The sequence below is a fragment of the Curtobacterium sp. PhB128 genome (genome assembly GCF_004340725.1).
Lineage (GTDB): Bacteria > Actinomycetota > Actinomycetes > Actinomycetales > Microbacteriaceae > Curtobacterium.
In genome coordinates this window covers 263466-280026 of sequence record NZ_SLUR01000006.1, presented here as the reverse complement: position 1 = coordinate 280026, position 16561 = coordinate 263466, and the positions used below count along the sequence as shown (strand labels likewise).

The window sequence follows — 16561 nt, the reverse complement described above, 5'->3', positions numbered from 1 at the left end:
ATGTGTCTACGCGCCCCAACCGGCCTGGACGCCGCCGACGCGGTCCTCGGCGATCGACTGCTGGTACCCGGAGTCCAGGTACGCGCGCATCGGGTTCGCCGGCAGACCGCGGGATTCTCGCCACGCGGCGAGGTCCGCCCGGACGTCGGTCTGGTACGCGTCCATGAAGACCTCGTTCGCGCCGAGGACGTCGTGGGCCTCCTGCGCTGCGGTCAGGGCCACGCGATCGAGGAGCAGTGCCCGGGCCGTCATCTCCTGCACGTTGAGCACGGAGCGGATCTGACCGGGGATCTTGTCCTCGATGTTGTGGCACTGGTCGAGCATGAACGCGACGTCGTGGTTGTCGTAGCCGCCGCCGCGGATGACCTCGACCAGGATGCGGAACAGCTGGAACGGGTCCGCTGCGCCCACGATCAGGTCGTCGTCGGCGTAGAACCGCGAGTTGAAGTCGAAGCTGCCGAGCTTGCCGAGGCGCAGGAGCTGCATCACGATGAACTCGATGTTCGTGCCGGGGGCGTGGTGGCCGGTGTCGAGGCAGACCATCGCCTTGTCGCCGAGCGCGGCCGTCTGCACGTAGCTCGTGCCCCAGTCCGGCACGTCGGTGTGGTAGAACGACGGCTCGAAGAACTTGTACTCGAGCACCAGGCGCTGGTCGGCACCGAGGCGGTCGTAGATCGTGCTGAGCGACTCGTGCAGGCGGTCCTGGCGGGAGCGCATGTCCTCCTGCCCGGGGTAGTTCGAGCCCTCGGCGAGCCAGATCTTCAGGTCGCGGCTGCCGGTGGCGTCCATCACGTCGATGCAGCGCAGGTGGTGGTCGATCGCCTTCTGCCGGATCGACTCGTCGACGTGGGTCAGGGCGCCGAACTTGTAGTCGTCGTCCTGGAACGTGTTCGAGTTCACGGTGCCGAGCGACACCCCGTGCTCTTCGGCGTGCCGCTTGAGGTCGCTGAAGTCGTCGACGAGGTCCCACGGGATGTGCAGTGCCACGGTCGGTGCGAGGCCCGTGTACTTGTGCACCTGGGCGGCGTCGGAGATCTTCTCGTACGGGTCGCGCGGGGTGCCGGGCGTGCTGAACACCTTGAAGCGGGTGCCGGAGTTGCCGAAGGCCCAGCTGGGCAGCTCGATCTGCTGTCGTGCGAGCTGGTCGGCGATGCCGGTGAAGGTCGGGGTCGATGTCATCGTGTCACTTCCTCGTGTGCGATTGAATCGTTTCATACAGTACGGGTCGCGGCGGGCTGCCGCAACCGTGTGGGGTGTGTTGCGTCGCGCACCCCGTTGCGGTCTTCGCGCCCCGGAGAGTCGGGGCGCGATGACCGCACGGGGGCGCGACGCGGGACGGGCGCGGGCGCGATGCGCGCACGGGGCGCGGGACGGGCGCGGGCTGCGCGCCCCGTTGCGGTCTTCGCGCCCCGAAGAGTCGGGGCGCGAAGACCGCCCGGGGGCGCGACGCCGGGTGAGCGCCGTCAGGCGTCCCGCGCACCCACCGTGACCAGCCCACCGTCCGCTCCCCGCGCTACGCCGCCGGCACAGCAGCCGGCGCGCGCAGCTCGTGCGACCCGGCGCCGAGCCGCTGCTCCGCAGCACCCGGTAAGCGCACCACTGCGGTGACGCCCTCCGGCACCTGTGCACGGACGAGCAGCTCGCCGTCGACGAGCTCCCACCGCACCGCGATGTGCCCGTGCACGGAGTCGAGCGACGTCGACGCCCACGTCAGGCCACCGCCCGGCTGCGGTGCGATGAGCACGGAGGCGTACCCCGGTTCGAGCGCCGACAGACCGCCCACCACCCGGTGCATCCAGTCCGCCACGGCACCGAGTGCGTAGTGGTTGAACGAGGTCATCTCACCCGGGTTGATGGTGCCGTCCGGCAGCATCGAGTCCCAACGCTCCCAGACCGTCGTCGCACCCATCGTCACCGGGTACAGCCACGACGGGCACTCCGTCTGCAGCAGCAGCCGGTACGCGTCGTCGAGGTGTCCGGTCTGCGTCAGCGCGTCGGTGATGAACGGCGTACCCGCGAAGCCCGTCGAGATCCGGTACCCGGACTGCTCGGCCAGCTCCGCCAGGCGGTCGCCCGCACGGCGCTCGTCGTCCTCGTCGAGGATGCCGAACACGATCGCGAGCGCGTAGACGGTGGTGCAGTCGCTCCGGATGCGGCCGTCGGTCACGTAGTGCTGACGGAACGCGGCCTGGAGGCCCGTGGCGAGCTCCTCGGCTTCCGTCGCCTCCGCCTCGTGGCCCGTCAACCGCGCCGCCTGCGCCACCAGGGTCGCGCTGCGGTACGCGCACGCCGTCGCGACGACGCCCGGGTCGGCCTTCGCCTTGGCGGCGTCCTCCGGCGGGGCGTCCGGGTCGAGCCAGTCGCCGAACTGGAAGACGGTGTCCCACAGGCCCTCGGGTGACAGGTGGCCCTTGATGCGGCGGAGGTGCGCCGTCATCGAGTCGAGCTGCTCCTCGAGCACCGCGGTGTCGCCGTACGCCTGGTACAGGGTCCACGGCACCCAGACGCCGGCGTCCGACCAGATGGCGGTGGCGTCGGGGGTACCGAAGTCCTCGGCGGGGGAGTACTTGAGCACGTCCGGCACCACGAACGGGATGACACCGTCGGCGTGCTGCTGCTCGAGCCACACGTCGCGGAGCCAGTCGCCCAGGAACGCGCGGGTGTCGAACAGGTAGGACGCCGTCGGCGCGAACGCTGCGATGTCGCCCGTCCAGCCGAGGCGCTCGTCACGCTGCGGGCAGTCGGTCGGGACGCTCAGGAAGTTGCCCTGCATGCCCCGGATGACGTTGTCGTGGAACGTGTTGAGCAGCTCGTGGCTGGACTCGAACGTGCCCGTCCGGGTCAGGTCGGAGCCGACCTGCACCGCGGTGACGGCCGCGCGGAGTTCGTCGAGCGTGCCGGTCCAGCCGTCGACCTGGGCGTACCGGAAGCCGTGGAAGGTGAAGCGGGGCTCGAAGTGGTCCTCGCTGCCGCTCAGGGTGAAGTGGTCCGTCGCCTTCGCGGTGCGCAGCGGGCGGGTGCCGAGCTCGTCGTGTTCGAGCACCTCGGCGTGCTTCAGGGTCAGCACCGTGCCCGCGGGCCCAGAGGCGACCACGCGGAGCCAGCCCACCAGGTTGACCCCGAAGTCGATCAGCGTCGCGCCGGACGGGCTCGTCCAGACCTCGACGGGGGCGATCTCGGCGAGGGGTCGGACCGGCGGCACGGTGTCGGCGACGAGTTCGCGCTCGCCGATGTCGACGGTGCGCACGGCGCTGGTGCGTCCCTCGTGGCCGTCGACGCTCGGTGTGGTGACCTCGCCGGGCGTCAGGAAGGAGCCGTCGCGGAGCCGGGCGTCGATGTCCTCACCGTCGTACAGCTGATCGGCGGTGATCGCGCTGGACAGGGCCTGCCAGTCCGTGTCGGTGGCGACGAGCTGTTCGTGGCCGTCGGCGAAGGTGATGCGGAGCTCGGCGAACCCGGCGGGCTCGTCGGCGTACCAGCCGCCGCCACCACCCCAGGCGAGCCGACCGGCGGCCCAGCCCTTGCCGAGCACGAGTGCCAGCACGGCGGCACTGCCCGCGGCCGTCTCGGTCAGGTGCGCCGTGACGTCGTGCGAGACGACGCGGATGCGCCACTCGTAGCTCGTCCACCCCGGTTCGAGCAGGTGGTCGGAGACGCGTTCGCCACCGAGCCACGCCTCGACGACGCCGAGGGCGCTGACGTCGAGGGTCGCGCTCGTGACCGCGCCGTGGCCGTCGTCGAGGGTGAACTCACGGCGCAGGATCGGTGCGCTCCCGAGGTCGGCGTCGCTCGTGATGAACGGTGCTGTCCAGGCGGTCATTTGGTGTGTCCTTTCACGCGACCGGTCGTCGTCGACCGGTGCGGGGGTCCGGGGCCCGGCCGCCCGCCCGGGTGGGCGGTGCGGCGGAGGCGGGTCGCGCCTCCAGGCCGGGGTCGGGCGTCAGCCCTTGACTGCGCCGCTGGTCATGCCGGCGACGATCTGGCGGTTGAAGAAGATGTACAGGATCAGCGGCGGGATCGTGATGAGCAGGACGTCGGTGAACAGCAGGTTGAGCTGGCTGACCGACTGGCTCTGGAACGAGTAGAGCGTCTGCTGCACCGTGGCGTTCTCGGACCCCGGCAGGAAGTACAGCGGGTTCGTGAAGTCGTTGAACACCGTGACGGACTGCACGAGCACGACCGTGATGATGACCGGCTTGAGCAGCGGCAGCACGACGCCGAAGAACAGACGGATCGGTCCGGCGCCGTCGAGGACGGCTGCCTCGTCGAGCTCCTTCGGGATCGTCGCCACGAACGCCCGGAAGAGCAGGATGCAGAACGACAGGCCGAAGGTCGCCTCGATGAGGATCATCCCGCCCATGGTCTTGAACAGGTTGAGCCCCTGCAGCACCCAGATCGTCGGGACGATCGCGGGCGGGACGATGAGGCCCGCCAGGACGAAGAAGTTGATCACGCCGTTCCACTTGCTCGGACGACGCTGCAGCACGTACCCGACCATCGCGGAGAACACGACCATCACGATCACGCTGCCCACGGTCAGGACCGCACTGTTCAGGAACGCGCGGACGATCACGCCGTCACCGGATCCGAACACGGCCTGCAGGTTCTGCCAGAGCTGCCACTCGGTCGGCAGGCTGAAGCCGAGCTGGTTCGCCTCGGCCGGGTTCTTCATGGCCTGCAGCAGGACGAAGACGAACGGCACCAGGAACACCACGAAGCTGACGACGATGGCGATCGAGCCGATGACCCACCGGCGGGTCCGGCCCGGGTGGCGGTTCCGGCTCGCCGGCGTCGGCGCACGGCCGGCGGTCCGGCGGGGGCTGGTGACGGCGGTCACAGGTCCGCCTCCTTGCGGTTGAGGAGCCACGAGATCGGGACCATGATCGCCGTGACGACCACGAACAGGACCACGTTGCCGGCGGTCGACAGGCCGTAGAACCCGGCCTGGTACTGCTTGTAGATGACGCTCGCGATGACGTCACTGGTGAACCCTGGCCCACCGCCGGTCATCGCCCAGATGAGGTCGAAGGACCGCAGCCCGCCGATCAACGACAGGATGATGACGGTGCCCATCGCGGGACGCGACAGCGGCAGGGTGATGTTCCGGAAGATCGACCACGCGCTCGCGCCGTCGACCCGTGCGGCCTCGAAGTACTCCTGCGGGATCGCCACGATGCCGGCGATGAAGATGAGCGTCGCGATGCCGACGCCCTTCCAGACGTCCACCGCGGCGACGCTCCACAGGGCGAGTGCCGGGTCGGTCAGCCACCCCGGAGTGGGGAGGCCGACCGAGCCGAGGACGCCGTTGATGATCCCGTGGAACGGGTCCATCAGCGCCTTGAACGTGATGCCGATGCCGATCGTCGACACGAGCACCGGGAAGAACACGACCGCCCGCAGGTAGCCGCGCCCCAGCACGGGCGACGTGAGGAGCAGGGCGAGGGCGAGTCCGATGACCACCTTCGCCGCGCTCGTCACGAAGCCGTACTGGAACGTGTGCACGAACCCGGAGACGAGCTGCGGGTCCTGGAAGAACCGGACGAAGTTGTCGAAACCGATGAAGGTCTGGTCGAACAGCGTCCAGCGGGTGAGGGAGAAGTAGAACCCGGCGAAGGTGGGGACCGCGAAGAACACGACGTACAGCGCGATCGCGGGGATGAAGAACCACGCGGGGTAGAACGAGCGCATCCGCTTGCGCGCGGGACCGGTCCCGCCGGAACCCGCTCGGGTCGTCGCCGGCTCGAGTGCCGTCGTGAGTGTCGCGGTCACCGTGTCACCAGCCCTTGATGCCGAGCTGCTGGGCCTGCTGGACGACGTCGTCGTCGTACTGGTCAGCACCCTTGGCCGCGTTGGTGATGCCGGAGCCGACCTGCACGCAGATCTTCTCGAGGTTCGGGCCCTTGATCGGGGACAGGAACTCGAGCGCCGGGCTCGCCTTGCCGTCGTCCAGGTACTTCTGCAGGTCGTCGATCATCGGGGGCACGTCGTCCGGCAGCGAGCAGGTCGAGATGACGTACGGGCCACCGGGGGTTCCGGTGTCGTTCTGCACCTTGCAGCCGTCGGCCGAGTTCGCGAAGGCGATGAACTTCTTCGCGGCGGCGAGCTCGTCACCTTCGGTGGTCTTCGGGATGTACAGGCCGTTCGGCTCCCAGATGGTCAGGTTCGTGTCGTCGGCGTCCTCGGCCGGCAGCGCGAACGCTCCGATGTCCGCGACCGCGTCGGGGCTGTCCTGCTGCAGGGTCGAGATCGCGTTCGTCAGCATCGGGTACTGCGCCCCGGTGCCGTCGGCGAGCATCTTCAGGCCGTTCGCCTGCGTGGCCGAGGCGTAGTCCTCGTTGTAGAGGTCCTTGTCCTTGCCCTCGGCGAGGTGGTCGAAGCCGGCGAGTGCGGGGTCCTTGGCGTAGGACTCCTTGTTCGCGGTGTAGTTGTCCGCCCAGTCCTTGTCCTGCGCCGTGATGTTGGCGAAGTCGCCGAGCACGAACAGCTGGCTGGTCCAGGTGTCGCCGTACGTCTGGATGATCGGGGCGACCTTGCCGGCGTCCTTGATCTTCTCGCTGTTGCTGATGAACTCGTCCCACGTGGTGGGGACGCTGAGTCCGAGGTCGGCGTAGACCTTCTTGTTGTACATGACGCCGCCGCCGAAGCTCGTGCCGAAGGGAGCGCCGTAGACGCCCTTGTCGGTGCTGACGACCTTGGTGAACTGCTCGTCGACGTCCTTCGTCCAGCTCTCGTCGGACAGGTCCACCAGGGTGTTGTCCGGGTTGAGGGCCTGCATGAGCGAACCGGAGTTGTAGTTGAAGACGTCGGCCATCTCGCCGGTCGACAGCTGGGTCTTCACCAGGTTGTCGCCGTCGGTGCCCTGCGGGCGGGTGTCGAACTTGACCGTGATGTCGGGGTTGGCCTTCTCGAACGCCTCGATGAGCGGCTTCGCGGTGGCTGCGGTCGCGGGTGAGTTGTCGGCCTGGTAGGTGATCTGCACCTTGCCGCCGCCTTCGTCGGCGGAACCGCCGGACGAACACGCCGCGAGCCCGCCGATCAGGACCGTGGCGCCGCCGATGGCGACGAGCCGTTTGACGACGGCGCGCTTGGTGAGCGTCCTCGTGGTCAGGGAACGAGCTGACATTCCTTACCTCCTCGTAAGGCCCGGGGCGGGGTACCCCGGGTGAAACGGACCCGGACCCCGCGTCGTCGTGGGCTCCGGTTGCTGCTGTTTAGAACGTTTCAATCAGGATGGAACCACGTGGATTGAAGCGTGTCAATCGCTGTGCCGATTTCGTTACGGGAACGCGCATGCCTGGTGCGCGCGGTCCGCGTTGCCCCACCCGCCCTGCTTCGCCCGCCCTGCTTCGCCCGCCCTGCTTCGCCCGCCCTGCCTCGCCCGCCCCGCCCCGCCCCACCCCACCCCACCCGCGAAAGCGACAGTGTGCCGCGAACTGTTCGCGTGGATCTGTCGCTTTGCCGGACCAGACGGCGTCCCGTGCCGCAGGACTGTCGCTTTCGCGCGCTCAGGCCTCGGTGCGGCGCGGGTCGCTCGGCGCCGTGGCCCGCGCGGCCGCTGCACCGGCGCGGCCGAGCGTGCTCTCGCGGGGCACGAGCTCGCTGCCGAGCACCACGGTGCGGTGGACGTGCATCGGGTCGGAGAGCTCCTCGAGCAGCAGGGCCACCGCCGTCGCGCCCATCTCCTCGCCGTGCATGGTGACCGAGGTCAACGGCACCGCGCCACCCCACGCCACCGAGTTGTGGTCGCACCCCGACACCGGGATGTCCTCCGGCACGCGGATGCCGGCGGCTCGGAGCTCGGAGACGACCGCCATGGCGAGCAGGTCGGTGACGCCCAGGACGCCGTCGGGCCGTTCGGCGACCGGCATCGCGGCGATCCGCGCGCCGGCGTCGGTGCCGCCGGGCGGGTCGATGTCACCGGCGTCGACGTCGACGAGTTCGACTCCGGCGTGTTCCGCGATCGCGCGGAGGAGCCCCGCGCGGCGACGGGCCACCGGCTGCAGGTCGGGCCGGGCACTCACGAAGCCGATGCGTCGGCAGCCCTGCTCGATGAGGTGCTGTGCGGCGACGTACCCGGCCTGCTCGTTGTCGACGACCACCGAGCAGGCGTCCACCTCGGTCGGTTCGTAGTTGACGTAGACGACGGGCAGGCCGTGCTGCTTCGCCGCCTCGACCTGTGCGCGGGACTCCGTCATCGAGGCCAGCAGGATGCCGGACACCCGGGTGCTCTCGAGGAACGCGAGGTGTTCGCCCTGCGCCTCGAGGTCGTTCTCGCTGCTGGCGACGAGCAGGGTGCGCCGGCGTTCGCGGGCGGTCGTGTGCGCACCGCTCACCACGTCCGTGAACAGCGAGTTGCGGAGCGAGGCGACCACGAGACCGATCGCCCGGGTGCTGCCGGACACCAGTGCCCGGGCGTTGCGGTTCGGCGTGTACCCGAGTTCGGCGATCGCGTCGTGCACGCGTGCGGCCGTGGACTCGGCGACCCGCTCGGGATGGTTCAGGACGTTCGAGACCGTCGCCAGCGAGACGCCGGCGCGAGCTGCGACGTGGTGCACGCTCGGCGGGCCGTCGCGCCGGGGGACATGCACCATGCTCCGATCGTAGGCCGCAGCGGCGGCCGGTCCGTGCCGCAGAGCCGGGCAGGCTGGTGGGCAGACGTGAGGCGGTCGGCTACGCGTCGGCGACGGAGGACTGCCGGACCACGAGCTCCGGCGTGAACTCGACGTGCTCGAGGTCGATGCCCTGCCCGAGCTCCACCTGCTTCGTCAACAGCTCGATCGCCTGGCGCCCGAGGTCCTGTGCCGGCTGGCGCACCGAGGTCAACGGGACGACGGCTGCCTCGGCGAAGGCGATGTCGTCGTAGCCCACGATCGCGATCTCGTCCGGCACTGCGATCGTGCCGCGCATGATGAACGCCTGTTCGAGGCCGACCGCGAGCAGGTCGTTCGCCGCGAACACCGCGTCCGGCCGTTCACCGCGGGGGCGTGCCTGGAGTTCTTCGCCGATGCGACGTCCTTCGAGCACCGACAGTGACGCGGTCGGCAGGACCTCGAGCTCGATACCCGCTGCCCGGGCCGCCGACAGTGCCCCGGCGTGCCGGTCGGCGACCTGACGGATGCTGGACGGGCCACCGACGAACGCGATGCGTGTCCGCCCGATGGCCGCGAGGTGCTCGACCGCGATGCGACCGCCCGCGACGTCGTCCACCGACACCGAGGCGAAGTGCTCGTCGTCGGCGCGGCGGTCGACGAGCACGACGGCGGTGCCCTGGTCGCGCAGGCGGGCGAGGCGGGACAGGTCGTCACCGGCGGGGGAGATGAGCAGGCCGGCGACGCGGCGTTCCTCGAACAGGTCGACGTAGGTGCGCTCGCGGTCGGTGGACTCGTCGGAGTTGCCGATCAGGACGGCCAGGCCCTTGTCCATCGCGGCGTCTTCGGCGCCGCGCGCGACGTCGGTGAAGAACGGGTTGCCGCCGTCGAGCACGATCAGGCCGACGGTGGAGCTGCGGCCGGCACGGAGCTGGCGTGCGGAGTCGTTGCGGACGAACCCGAGCGCGGCGATGGCGGACTGCACCCGGTCGACGGTGGTCGGGGCCACCTTGTCGGGACGGTTCAGGACGTTCGACACCGTCCCCAGGGACACGCCGGCGAGCGCTGCCACCTCTCGCACACTGACCGCCATGTGGCCATCCTGGCATCGCACCTGCGCCTCCGGGTGGTGCGCGCCGTGATCTGTGGAAAACGGCGGACGGGAGGCGCGGTGCGGGCTGGGCCCGGGCCTCCCGTCCGGTGGGTGGGCAGGTCCACCGCACGGTGCGAGATTGTGGGTGCGGCCGCGCCCCGTGCGTGCTCCGCTCCGGCGTCGCACCGTGCGTGCTGCGCCGCCACGTGCGAGGTTGGCCGCTCGGTGCGCGCTTGCAGCGCCGCACGGAGCGGGCAACCTCGCACCGAGTGAGCGACCGCGCACCGTGCGGACGCGGGCCCGCACCGCGCGGACGCGGACGCGGGCGCGCCGCACGCGGACGCGCAAAGCACGGACTTGCCAAGGCCCGCCGGGGCGCACTATCGTCTCGCTGTCCCGTTGAAACGATTCACTGGCGAACACGCGAACGGAGGACCAATGGCGGTCCGAATCGGAGCCCGGAGCACCACGGGCTGGAAGGCGACCGTCTCGGTCGCCATGTCGAACTACATCGAGTCGGGGTCGATCATCGCGATCGCCACGAGCCTCAGTCTGTGGCAGGCGCAGTTCCACGTCGGCGACCTCGAGGTCGGTCTGCTGGCGAGCCTGTCGGCGAACGCGTTCGGCGCCGCCGCCGGCGCCATCATCGGCGGACCGCTGTGCGACCGCTACGGCCGGAAGTTCATCTACACCTACGATCTGCTGCTCTACATGCTCGGCATCCTGCTCGCGGTCTTCGCCGGCAGCTACGGCATGCTGTTGGTCGGCTTCATCCTGACCGGCATCGCGGTCGGCGCCGGGGTGCCGGCGAGCTGGACCTACATCGCCGAGCAGGCACCGGCGGACAAGCGTGCGGCCCACGTCGGCACCGCGCAGCTCGCCTGGTCGATCGGCCCGATGGTCGGCTTCGCGTTGGCCATCGCCGCCGCACCCCTCGGACTGCTCGGCAGCCGGCTCATCTTCGCGCACCTGTTCGTCGTCGCCGCCGTCGTCTGGTGGCTTCGCCGCGGGCTGCCGGAGTCGGCGATCTGGAAGGACGAGCGCGCCGCGACCGGCACCGCGAACTTCTTCCACGGGATCACCCAGCTGTTCAGCCGGCGCCGGAACCTGACCGCGATGCTGTTCCTGTTCGGCGTCTACGCGCTCTGGAACACCGTCGCCGGGCAGGCCGGCATCTTCCAGCCGCGGGTGTACTCGGCCACCGGGGTCACGAGCGTGACCGAGCAGTACGGCCTGCAGATCCTGGTGTGGGGCTGCACCGTCGCCGCGACCTACTTCGGCTTCATGCGCTACGGCGACCGGGTCAGTCGACGGTTGCTGTTCGCCCTCGGCGCGGCGCTGGCGATCGTCGCCTGGGCCGTCCTGATCTACGCACCGGCGAACCTCGGCACGCTGCTGTTCTTCGCCGTGGCGTGGGGCATCTCGTCGGGCATCGGCGCCCAGGCGTTCTACGGCCTCTGGACGAGCGAGCTCTTCGCCACCCGGTACCGGGCCAGTGCGCAGGGCGTGCTCTTCCTCGCCGCGCGGGTCATGGTCGGTCTGCTGAGCATCTGGTTCCCGCTGCTGCTGTCCGACATCGGGCTCCGTGCACTCGGTGGACTCATTCTGGGGCTCCTCGCGATGTCGTTCCTGGTCGGCACCATCTGGGCGCCGCGCACGCAGGGCAAGACGCTCGAGGCGATCGAGGCCGAGCGGTACGGCACCGTGACCACCGTCACCGGTACCGTGCGCACCGCCGACGAGCGCGCCGTGCAGGACGCCGAACGGCGTCGCCGCGCCGAGGCCGACCGGTGACCCGCGTCTGCTTCCGACTGCAGGTGCAGGCCGAGCACCTGGACGCCTACCGCGAGCGGCACGCTGCGGTCTGGCCGGCGATGCTCCGGGCGATCGCCACGGCGGGGCGGCGGAACTACTCCCTGTTCCTCGACGACGACGGCCTGCTGATCGGCTACTACGAGACCGACTCGGTGGCCGATGCCGACGCGTCGCTCGCGGCCTCCGAGGTCGCGAGCGCATGGGAGGCGCACATGCAGGACCTGTTCGACGGCGCCACGGGCCGGGCGGACCAGACCGCGCGGGTGCTGCCCGAGGTGTTCAACCTGGAGGACCAGCTGGCTGCTGCCGCCGAGTGAGCAGCGGGGGAGCGGGGAGCGGGGAGCGGGTAGCGTCCGGTCCATGGCCGACGTGACCCACGCCGCGGACCTCGGGATCGACCTGTCCGACGGCAAGCCCCAACAGCTCTACCGGTGGTTCCTCGCGAGCATGCTCTTCGGCCGGCCCATCCGGCAGGAGCAGGCGGCGGCGACCTACCGCGTCCTCATCGACCACGGGTTCACCAGCCCGGGGAAGTTCGCGGGCGCCGGACGCGAGCAGCTGCGGAGGGTTCTGGACGAGGGCGGCTACGCGCGGTTCGACTACCAGATGACCGATGCCCTGCACGAGACGATGCACACGCTCGACGCCGACGAGGGCTCCGTGTCGCACCTGGTGAAGACCGCGGCGTCGCGGAAGGACCTGCGCGAGCGACTCGCCGCGCTCAAGGGGATCGGTCCGAAGACGATCGAGATCTTCCTGCGGGACATCCCGGACGCGGTGCTGCCGGACTGACCGCCGGTGCGTGCCCGGGTGACTTCGTGAGCAGAAACGGTCGAGTCTGACGCCCCGACCCGACCGTTTCTGCTCACGAAGCGCCCACGAAGCGCCCCGCCACGAAGCGCCCCCGCCCCCGCCCACGACCCGCCACGAGGAACCCCCGCCCAGCCCGCCCATCGCCCCCGTGGCTAGCGTGGAGCCATGCAGCCGCCCGCAGCCGGAACCCTCCGCGTCCTCCACCTCTCCGACACCCACCTGACCGGCGACGGCGCCCTGCACCAGGGGTCCGTCGACACCACTGCAGCACTGGACGGCGTGCTCGCCCGCGTCGACGGAGTGCCCGGCATCGGCCTCGTCGTCATCTCGGGCGACGTGTCCGAGGACGGCAGCCCCGAGTCGTACGCCGCCGTCCTCGAGCGGGTCGGCGGATGGGCCGAACGCCACGGAGCCGCCCTCGTCGCGGTCCCGGGCAACCACGACCTGCGCGAGGGCTTCCGCCAGGTGCTGTCCAACGGCCACGTCCTCGGCGAGGGCGGCCGCCCCGTCATGCACACGATGGAGTACCACCCGCCGACGGTGCCGGTGTGGGGGCAGTCCCTCGTCGCCGGCCGGAGGATCGTCACGGTCGACACGAGCGTGCCGGGTGCCGGCTACGGCGAGCTCAGTGACGCCAGCCTCGAACGGCTCCGCACCGCGCTCGCCGGGGACCACGCCCCGCACGGCACGCTCGTCGTCCTGCACCACCCGCCCCTGCCGGCCCCGACCGAGCTGCACGAGGCACTCCGGCTGCAGAACCCCGAGGCGCTCGCCGACGTGATCCGGGGTTCCGACGTGCGCGTGGTCCTGGGCGGGCACTACCACCACCACTTCGCCGGCTCGCTGGCCGGCGTCCCGGTCCTCGTCGCCCCCGGGGTCGCGAACGACACGGACGTCACCGGCTCGTACGACGAGGAATCGGCGTACGTCGACAGCGGCGTCCTCGTCGTCGACGTCGCCGAGGACGGCTCCGTCTGGTCGACGCCGCTGCGCGTCCCACGACCCGACGCCGACCCGCTCGCGTTCCACCTCGACGCCGAGACCGTCGCGTCCGTCATCGCGGCAGCCGGCAAGCACTGAGCGGCAGCCAGCAAGCACCGAGCGGCTGGCGTGCAGTGAGCGCGCGACGCGCACCGGGCGCGCGAGGCGTACTGGACGTGCGCGACCGACGGACGGGAGGCCCGTGGCGGCGCCGCCACGGGCCTCCCGTCCGCTCGTCGGTACCGCCCACGGCCGGTACCCCGCCTGCTCGGGCTGCACGCGGGGAAACCGAGTAGGCCGGACGCACACGCCAGCGAAGGAGCACCCATGCGGAACGGCAAGGCAGTCCAGTACGACCGGTACGGCGACTTCAGCGTGGTCGAGCTCGTCACCCAGGAGAAGCCGACGGCCGGCCCCGGCGAGATCGTCGTCGAGATCGTCGCCGCCGGGCTGAACCACATCGAGCGCTTCCTGCGCGAGGGGAAGCTCCGGGACCACATCGAGCTCGAGTTCCCGGCACGGCAGGGCGTCGACTTCGCCGGCATCGTCCGGGCGCGGGGCGACGGCGTGAAGGACCTGCGGGTCGGTGACGAGGTCATGGGGCACGCACCCCAGGGCGGCTCGCACGCGAACTGGATCGCGGTGCCGCGTGGTGCCGTCATCAAGAAGCCCGAGTACGTCGGGTGGGAGGTCGCCGGTGGCCTGTACCTGGCCGGGTGCACGGCGGTGTCGGTGGTGCGATCGCTCCGCCTCGGGCCGGACGACACCGTCGTCATCACGGCTGCTGCGGGCGGTGTCGGCCACATCGAGAGCCAGCTGGCGCACGACGCCGGTGCGACCGTGATCACCCTCGGCAGTGCGCGCAACCACGACTACCTGCGGCAGATCGGCACGCTGCCGGTCGTGTACGGCGAGGGCGAGGAAGACCGCATCCGAGCGATCGCGGACGGCCGACCGATCACCGCCTTCATCGACAACCACGGGGAGAGCAACGCCGAGCTCCTGGCCGAACGCCTCGGGGTCAGGGACGAGCGCTTCGTGTCGTCGGACGAACGCCGCGACATCGAGCTGCGGTTCCTGCGCGCCCCGGCAGAGGACGAGGAGACTCGTGAACTCCTGACCACGTTGGCGAAGGCCCTGCAGGAGCGCCGCTTCCAGGTGCTCATCTCGGGCTTCTACCCGTTCGAGTACATCGTCGAGGCGTACGAGGACCTGGCCGAGATGAAGTCACGCGGCAAGGTCGTCATCGGGATGCAGACGGTCGAGACCGGAGCGCGGCTCGACTGGTACCGCTCCGAGAAGGCCCGCGACCTGCGGGACCGGTACGCGGATGCGCGCGGCTCGGAGGCGGAGACGATGGCGGGCGGCTCGGCGAGTCCGGCGAGCTGACGGCGGTCGAGCTCGGCGGTCGGGCCCGGCGGTCAAACTCAGCTCAGGATGTCCTTCGCGGCGAACCGGCTGTACGCCAGCGCGCCGAACACGACGACGTAGCCGAGCTGCAGCAGTGCGTTCGACGCGAACGAGTCGAACGAGATCGGGTCGCGGAGCAGGTCGCCGAACCCCAGCCACTGGTGCGAGAACAGGTACGGGTGCAGCCAGTCGAGCTGGGGGAGCTGGTCGAGGACCTGGGAGGCCCCGGCCAGCACCACCGTCGCGGCCATCGCCCCGACCGGCACGTTCGTCAGTGTCGAGGCGAACATGCCGATCGCCACGAGTCCGAGCATCGACATCGCCACGTAGAGGGCGAGGAGCAGTGCCCGACCGGCGTACGACGCTCCGCCGACCTGGGTGCCGGACAGCAGGGTGACCGGACCGATCGGGAACAGCACGGCACCGATCGCCGCACCGACGAGCACCACGAGCAGCGTGGCCGCCAGGCAGAACGCGACCGCGCCGGCGAACTTGACCAGGATGAACCGCACCCGGCCGGTCGGTGCGACGAGCAGGTAGCGGATGGTGCCGTGGCTGGCCTCGCCCGCGACGGTGTCGCCCGCGACGACGCCGACCGTGAGCGGCAGGAACAGCGGGATCGACACCGTCAACGCGGTGAACGCCACGAACAGGCCGTTGTTGGTGATGTCGCCGAGGAACGCCGGGCCGCCGTCGTCACCGTCGGTCGTCAGCTTCACGGCGACCGCGATCAGGACGGGGACGAGCGCGAGCGCCCCGAGCATCGCCCAGGTACGGCGACGTCGGAACACCAGCGCGAGTTCGGAGCCGAGCAGGGCGAAGGGACGTTGGCGGCGCGGGGCCTCGGCCTCGGCATCGGCGTCGGGCAGTGCACGGGCAGTGTCAGGCAGCGACATCGAAGCCCTCTCCGGTGAGCGCGACGAACAGGTCCTCGAGCGTGCCGCCGCCGACCGTCAGCCCACGGACGCGGACGTCGGCGCGGACGAGTTCGGCGGTGATGGTCTCGGGCAGCAGCTCGTGCGGCAGGTCGGCGACCAGGACGTCCGCGCCGCCGTCGTGCCGGGGGACGAGTCCGAGCCTGCTCAGCACGCTGCCGGCCTGCCCGACGTCGGGCGTGCGGACGGTCACGGTGCGTGCTCCGGCGGACCGCAGCTCGTCGAGTTCGCCCTGCGCGACGAGCTTGCCGGTGCGCATCACCGCGGCGTGGGTGCAGACCTGCTCGATCTCGGCGAGCAGGTGGCTCGACACGAACACCGTCGTGCCGTCGTCCGCCAGGGACCGGATGAGGTTGCGGACCTCGCGCGTGCCCTGCGGGTCGAGGCCGTTCGTCGGTTCGTCGAGCACCAGCAGGTCGCGCGGGGAGAGCAGTGCGTTCGCCAGGCCCAATCGCTGCTTCATGCCGAGCGAGTACGCGTGCGCCTTCTTGTCCGCCGCGTGCGTCAGGCCGACACGGTCGAGGGCGCTGGCCACGCGGGCCGTGCGGGTGCGCGGGTCCGACGTGGGGTCGGCCGCGTCGAAGCGCTGCAGGTTCGCGCGCCCGGACAGGTACGGGTAGAAGGCCGGCCCCTCGACCAGGGCGCCGACGCGCGGCAGCACCTGGTGGAGCGCCTTCGGCATCGACCGGCCGAGCACCTCGATCGTGCCGCCGGTCGCGCTCGACAGCCCGAGCAGCATCCGGATCGTCGTCGTCTTGCCGGAGCCGTTCGGCCCGAGGAACCCGAACACCGCGCCGCGCGGCACCGACAGGTCGATGCCGTCGACGGCGCGCTGCTTGCGGAAGACCTTCTGGAGGCCCGTGGTGCGGATCGCGAGCTCGGTGCCCGTGGTCGGACGGGTCGCGTCCACGGCGGCCGGTTCCGTC

14 protein-coding genes are annotated in these 16561 nt (G+C 70.7%); 5 read left to right on the top strand and 9 right to left on the bottom strand.

Annotated features, from left to right (window positions below; translation table 11 throughout):
- Positions 1–6: 6 nt before the first annotated feature.
- The 7 genes from rhaI to EDF23_RS12720 form a co-directional block, all read right to left on the bottom strand.
- Positions 7–1179 (bottom strand): L-rhamnose isomerase, encoded by a 1173-nt coding sequence (gene rhaI, locus EDF23_RS12750; RefSeq protein ID WP_131921835.1) that lies wholly within the window; start codon positions 1177–1179, stop codon positions 7–9.
- A 334-nt stretch (positions 1180–1513) separates the two neighbouring features.
- The gene (locus tag EDF23_RS12745; RefSeq protein ID WP_131921834.1) at positions 1514–3820 is read right to left on the bottom strand and encodes an alpha-L-rhamnosidase; all 2307 of its coding nucleotides are present in this window, start codon (positions 3818–3820) and stop codon (positions 1514–1516) included.
- A gap of 120 nt (positions 3821–3940) precedes the next feature.
- Positions 3941–4744 carry a carbohydrate ABC transporter permease gene (locus EDF23_RS12740; protein WP_243648916.1) on the bottom strand — a complete coding sequence of 268 codons (804 nt, stop codon included), beginning with the start codon at positions 4742–4744 and terminating at the stop codon, positions 3941–3943.
- A gap of 89 nt (positions 4745–4833) precedes the next feature.
- Positions 4834–5688 (bottom strand): sugar ABC transporter permease, encoded by an 855-nt coding sequence (locus EDF23_RS12735; protein WP_111084495.1) that lies wholly within the window; start codon positions 5686–5688, stop codon positions 4834–4836.
- Positions 5689–5773: 85 nt separating this feature from the next.
- Positions 5774–7123 carry an ABC transporter substrate-binding protein gene (locus tag EDF23_RS12730; RefSeq protein WP_131845794.1) on the bottom strand — a complete coding sequence of 450 codons (1350 nt, stop codon included), beginning with the start codon at positions 7121–7123 and terminating at the stop codon, positions 5774–5776.
- 382 nt (positions 7124–7505) lie between these two features.
- Positions 7506–8591, bottom strand: coding sequence for a LacI family DNA-binding transcriptional regulator (locus tag EDF23_RS12725; RefSeq protein WP_131921833.1), 1086 nt, complete (start codon positions 8589–8591; stop codon positions 7506–7508).
- A 79-nt stretch (positions 8592–8670) separates the two neighbouring features.
- A complete protein-coding gene (locus EDF23_RS12720) occupies positions 8671–9681 on the bottom strand; it encodes a LacI family DNA-binding transcriptional regulator (protein WP_123291975.1) in 1011 nt (336 codons plus the stop codon).
- 438 nt (positions 9682–10119) lie between these two features.
- Here EDF23_RS12720 and EDF23_RS12715 point away from each other — a divergent pair, with 438 nt between their 5' ends.
- The 5 genes from EDF23_RS12715 to EDF23_RS12695 all read left to right on the top strand — a co-directional run bounded on the left by EDF23_RS12715 (position 10120) and on the right by EDF23_RS12695 (position 14679).
- Positions 10120–11475: an MFS transporter gene (locus EDF23_RS12715; RefSeq protein WP_207895494.1), complete on the top strand. Its 1356-nt coding sequence runs from the start codon at positions 10120–10122 to the stop codon at positions 11473–11475.
- A complete protein-coding gene (locus EDF23_RS12710) occupies positions 11472–11813 on the top strand; it encodes an L-rhamnose mutarotase (protein WP_131921832.1) in 342 nt (113 codons plus the stop codon). Before EDF23_RS12715 ends, EDF23_RS12710 begins: the two co-directional genes overlap by 4 nt.
- 43 nt (positions 11814–11856) lie before the next feature.
- Complete coding sequence (locus tag EDF23_RS12705) at positions 11857–12288, top strand: DNA methylase (RefSeq protein ID WP_123291978.1); 432 nt, start codon at positions 11857–11859, stop codon at positions 12286–12288.
- A gap of 186 nt (positions 12289–12474) precedes the next feature.
- The gene (locus EDF23_RS12700; RefSeq protein ID WP_131921831.1) at positions 12475–13389 is read left to right on the top strand and encodes a metallophosphoesterase; all 915 of its coding nucleotides are present in this window, start codon (positions 12475–12477) and stop codon (positions 13387–13389) included.
- 228 nt (positions 13390–13617) lie between these two features.
- Positions 13618–14679, top strand: coding sequence for an NADP-dependent oxidoreductase (locus tag EDF23_RS12695; protein ID WP_131921830.1), 1062 nt, complete (start codon positions 13618–13620; stop codon positions 14677–14679).
- Positions 14680–14717: 38 nt separating this feature from the next.
- On the opposite strand, the gene EDF23_RS12690 is transcribed toward EDF23_RS12695, so the two are convergent.
- Both EDF23_RS12690 and EDF23_RS12685 read right to left on the bottom strand, forming a co-directional pair.
- Positions 14718–15596, bottom strand: coding sequence for an ABC transporter permease (locus EDF23_RS12690; RefSeq protein WP_207895493.1), 879 nt, complete (start codon positions 15594–15596; stop codon positions 14718–14720).
- On the bottom strand, positions 15583–16545 hold the full coding sequence (locus EDF23_RS12685; RefSeq protein WP_131921829.1) for an ATP-binding cassette domain-containing protein: 963 nt from the start codon (positions 16543–16545) through the stop codon (positions 15583–15585). Before EDF23_RS12685 ends, EDF23_RS12690 begins: the two co-directional genes overlap by 14 nt.
- Positions 16546–16561 lie beyond the last annotated feature (16 nt).

What these genes read in the sequence shown, in the direction of transcription:
- rhaI (WP_131921835.1), bottom strand. Translation starts at nt 1,179, where the DNA reads ATGACATCGACCCCGACCTTCACCGGCATCGCCGACCAGCTCGCACGA.
- EDF23_RS12745 (WP_131921834.1), bottom strand. Translation starts at nt 3,820, where the DNA reads ATGACCGCCTGGACAGCACCGTTCATCACGAGCGACGCCGACCTCGGG.
- EDF23_RS12735 (WP_111084495.1), bottom strand. Translation starts at nt 5,688, where the DNA reads ATGCGCTCGTTCTACCCCGCGTGGTTCTTCATCCCCGCGATCGCGCTG.
- EDF23_RS12730 (WP_131845794.1), bottom strand. Translation starts at nt 7,123, where the DNA reads ATGTCAGCTCGTTCCCTGACCACGAGGACGCTCACCAAGCGCGCCGTC.
- EDF23_RS12725 (WP_131921833.1), bottom strand. Translation starts at nt 8,591, where the DNA reads ATGGTGCATGTCCCCCGGCGCGACGGCCCGCCGAGCGTGCACCACGTC.
- EDF23_RS12720 (WP_123291975.1), bottom strand. Translation starts at nt 9,681, where the DNA reads ATGGCGGTCAGTGTGCGAGAGGTGGCAGCGCTCGCCGGCGTGTCCCTG.
- EDF23_RS12715 (WP_207895494.1), top strand. Translation starts at nt 10,120, where the DNA reads ATGGCGGTCCGAATCGGAGCCCGGAGCACCACGGGCTGGAAGGCGACC.
- EDF23_RS12705 (WP_123291978.1), top strand. Translation starts at nt 11,857, where the DNA reads ATGGCCGACGTGACCCACGCCGCGGACCTCGGGATCGACCTGTCCGAC.
- EDF23_RS12700 (WP_131921831.1), top strand. Translation starts at nt 12,475, where the DNA reads ATGCAGCCGCCCGCAGCCGGAACCCTCCGCGTCCTCCACCTCTCCGAC.
- EDF23_RS12695 (WP_131921830.1), top strand. Translation starts at nt 13,618, where the DNA reads ATGCGGAACGGCAAGGCAGTCCAGTACGACCGGTACGGCGACTTCAGC.
- EDF23_RS12690 (WP_207895493.1), bottom strand. Translation starts at nt 15,596, where the DNA reads ATGTCGCTGCCTGACACTGCCCGTGCACTGCCCGACGCCGATGCCGAG.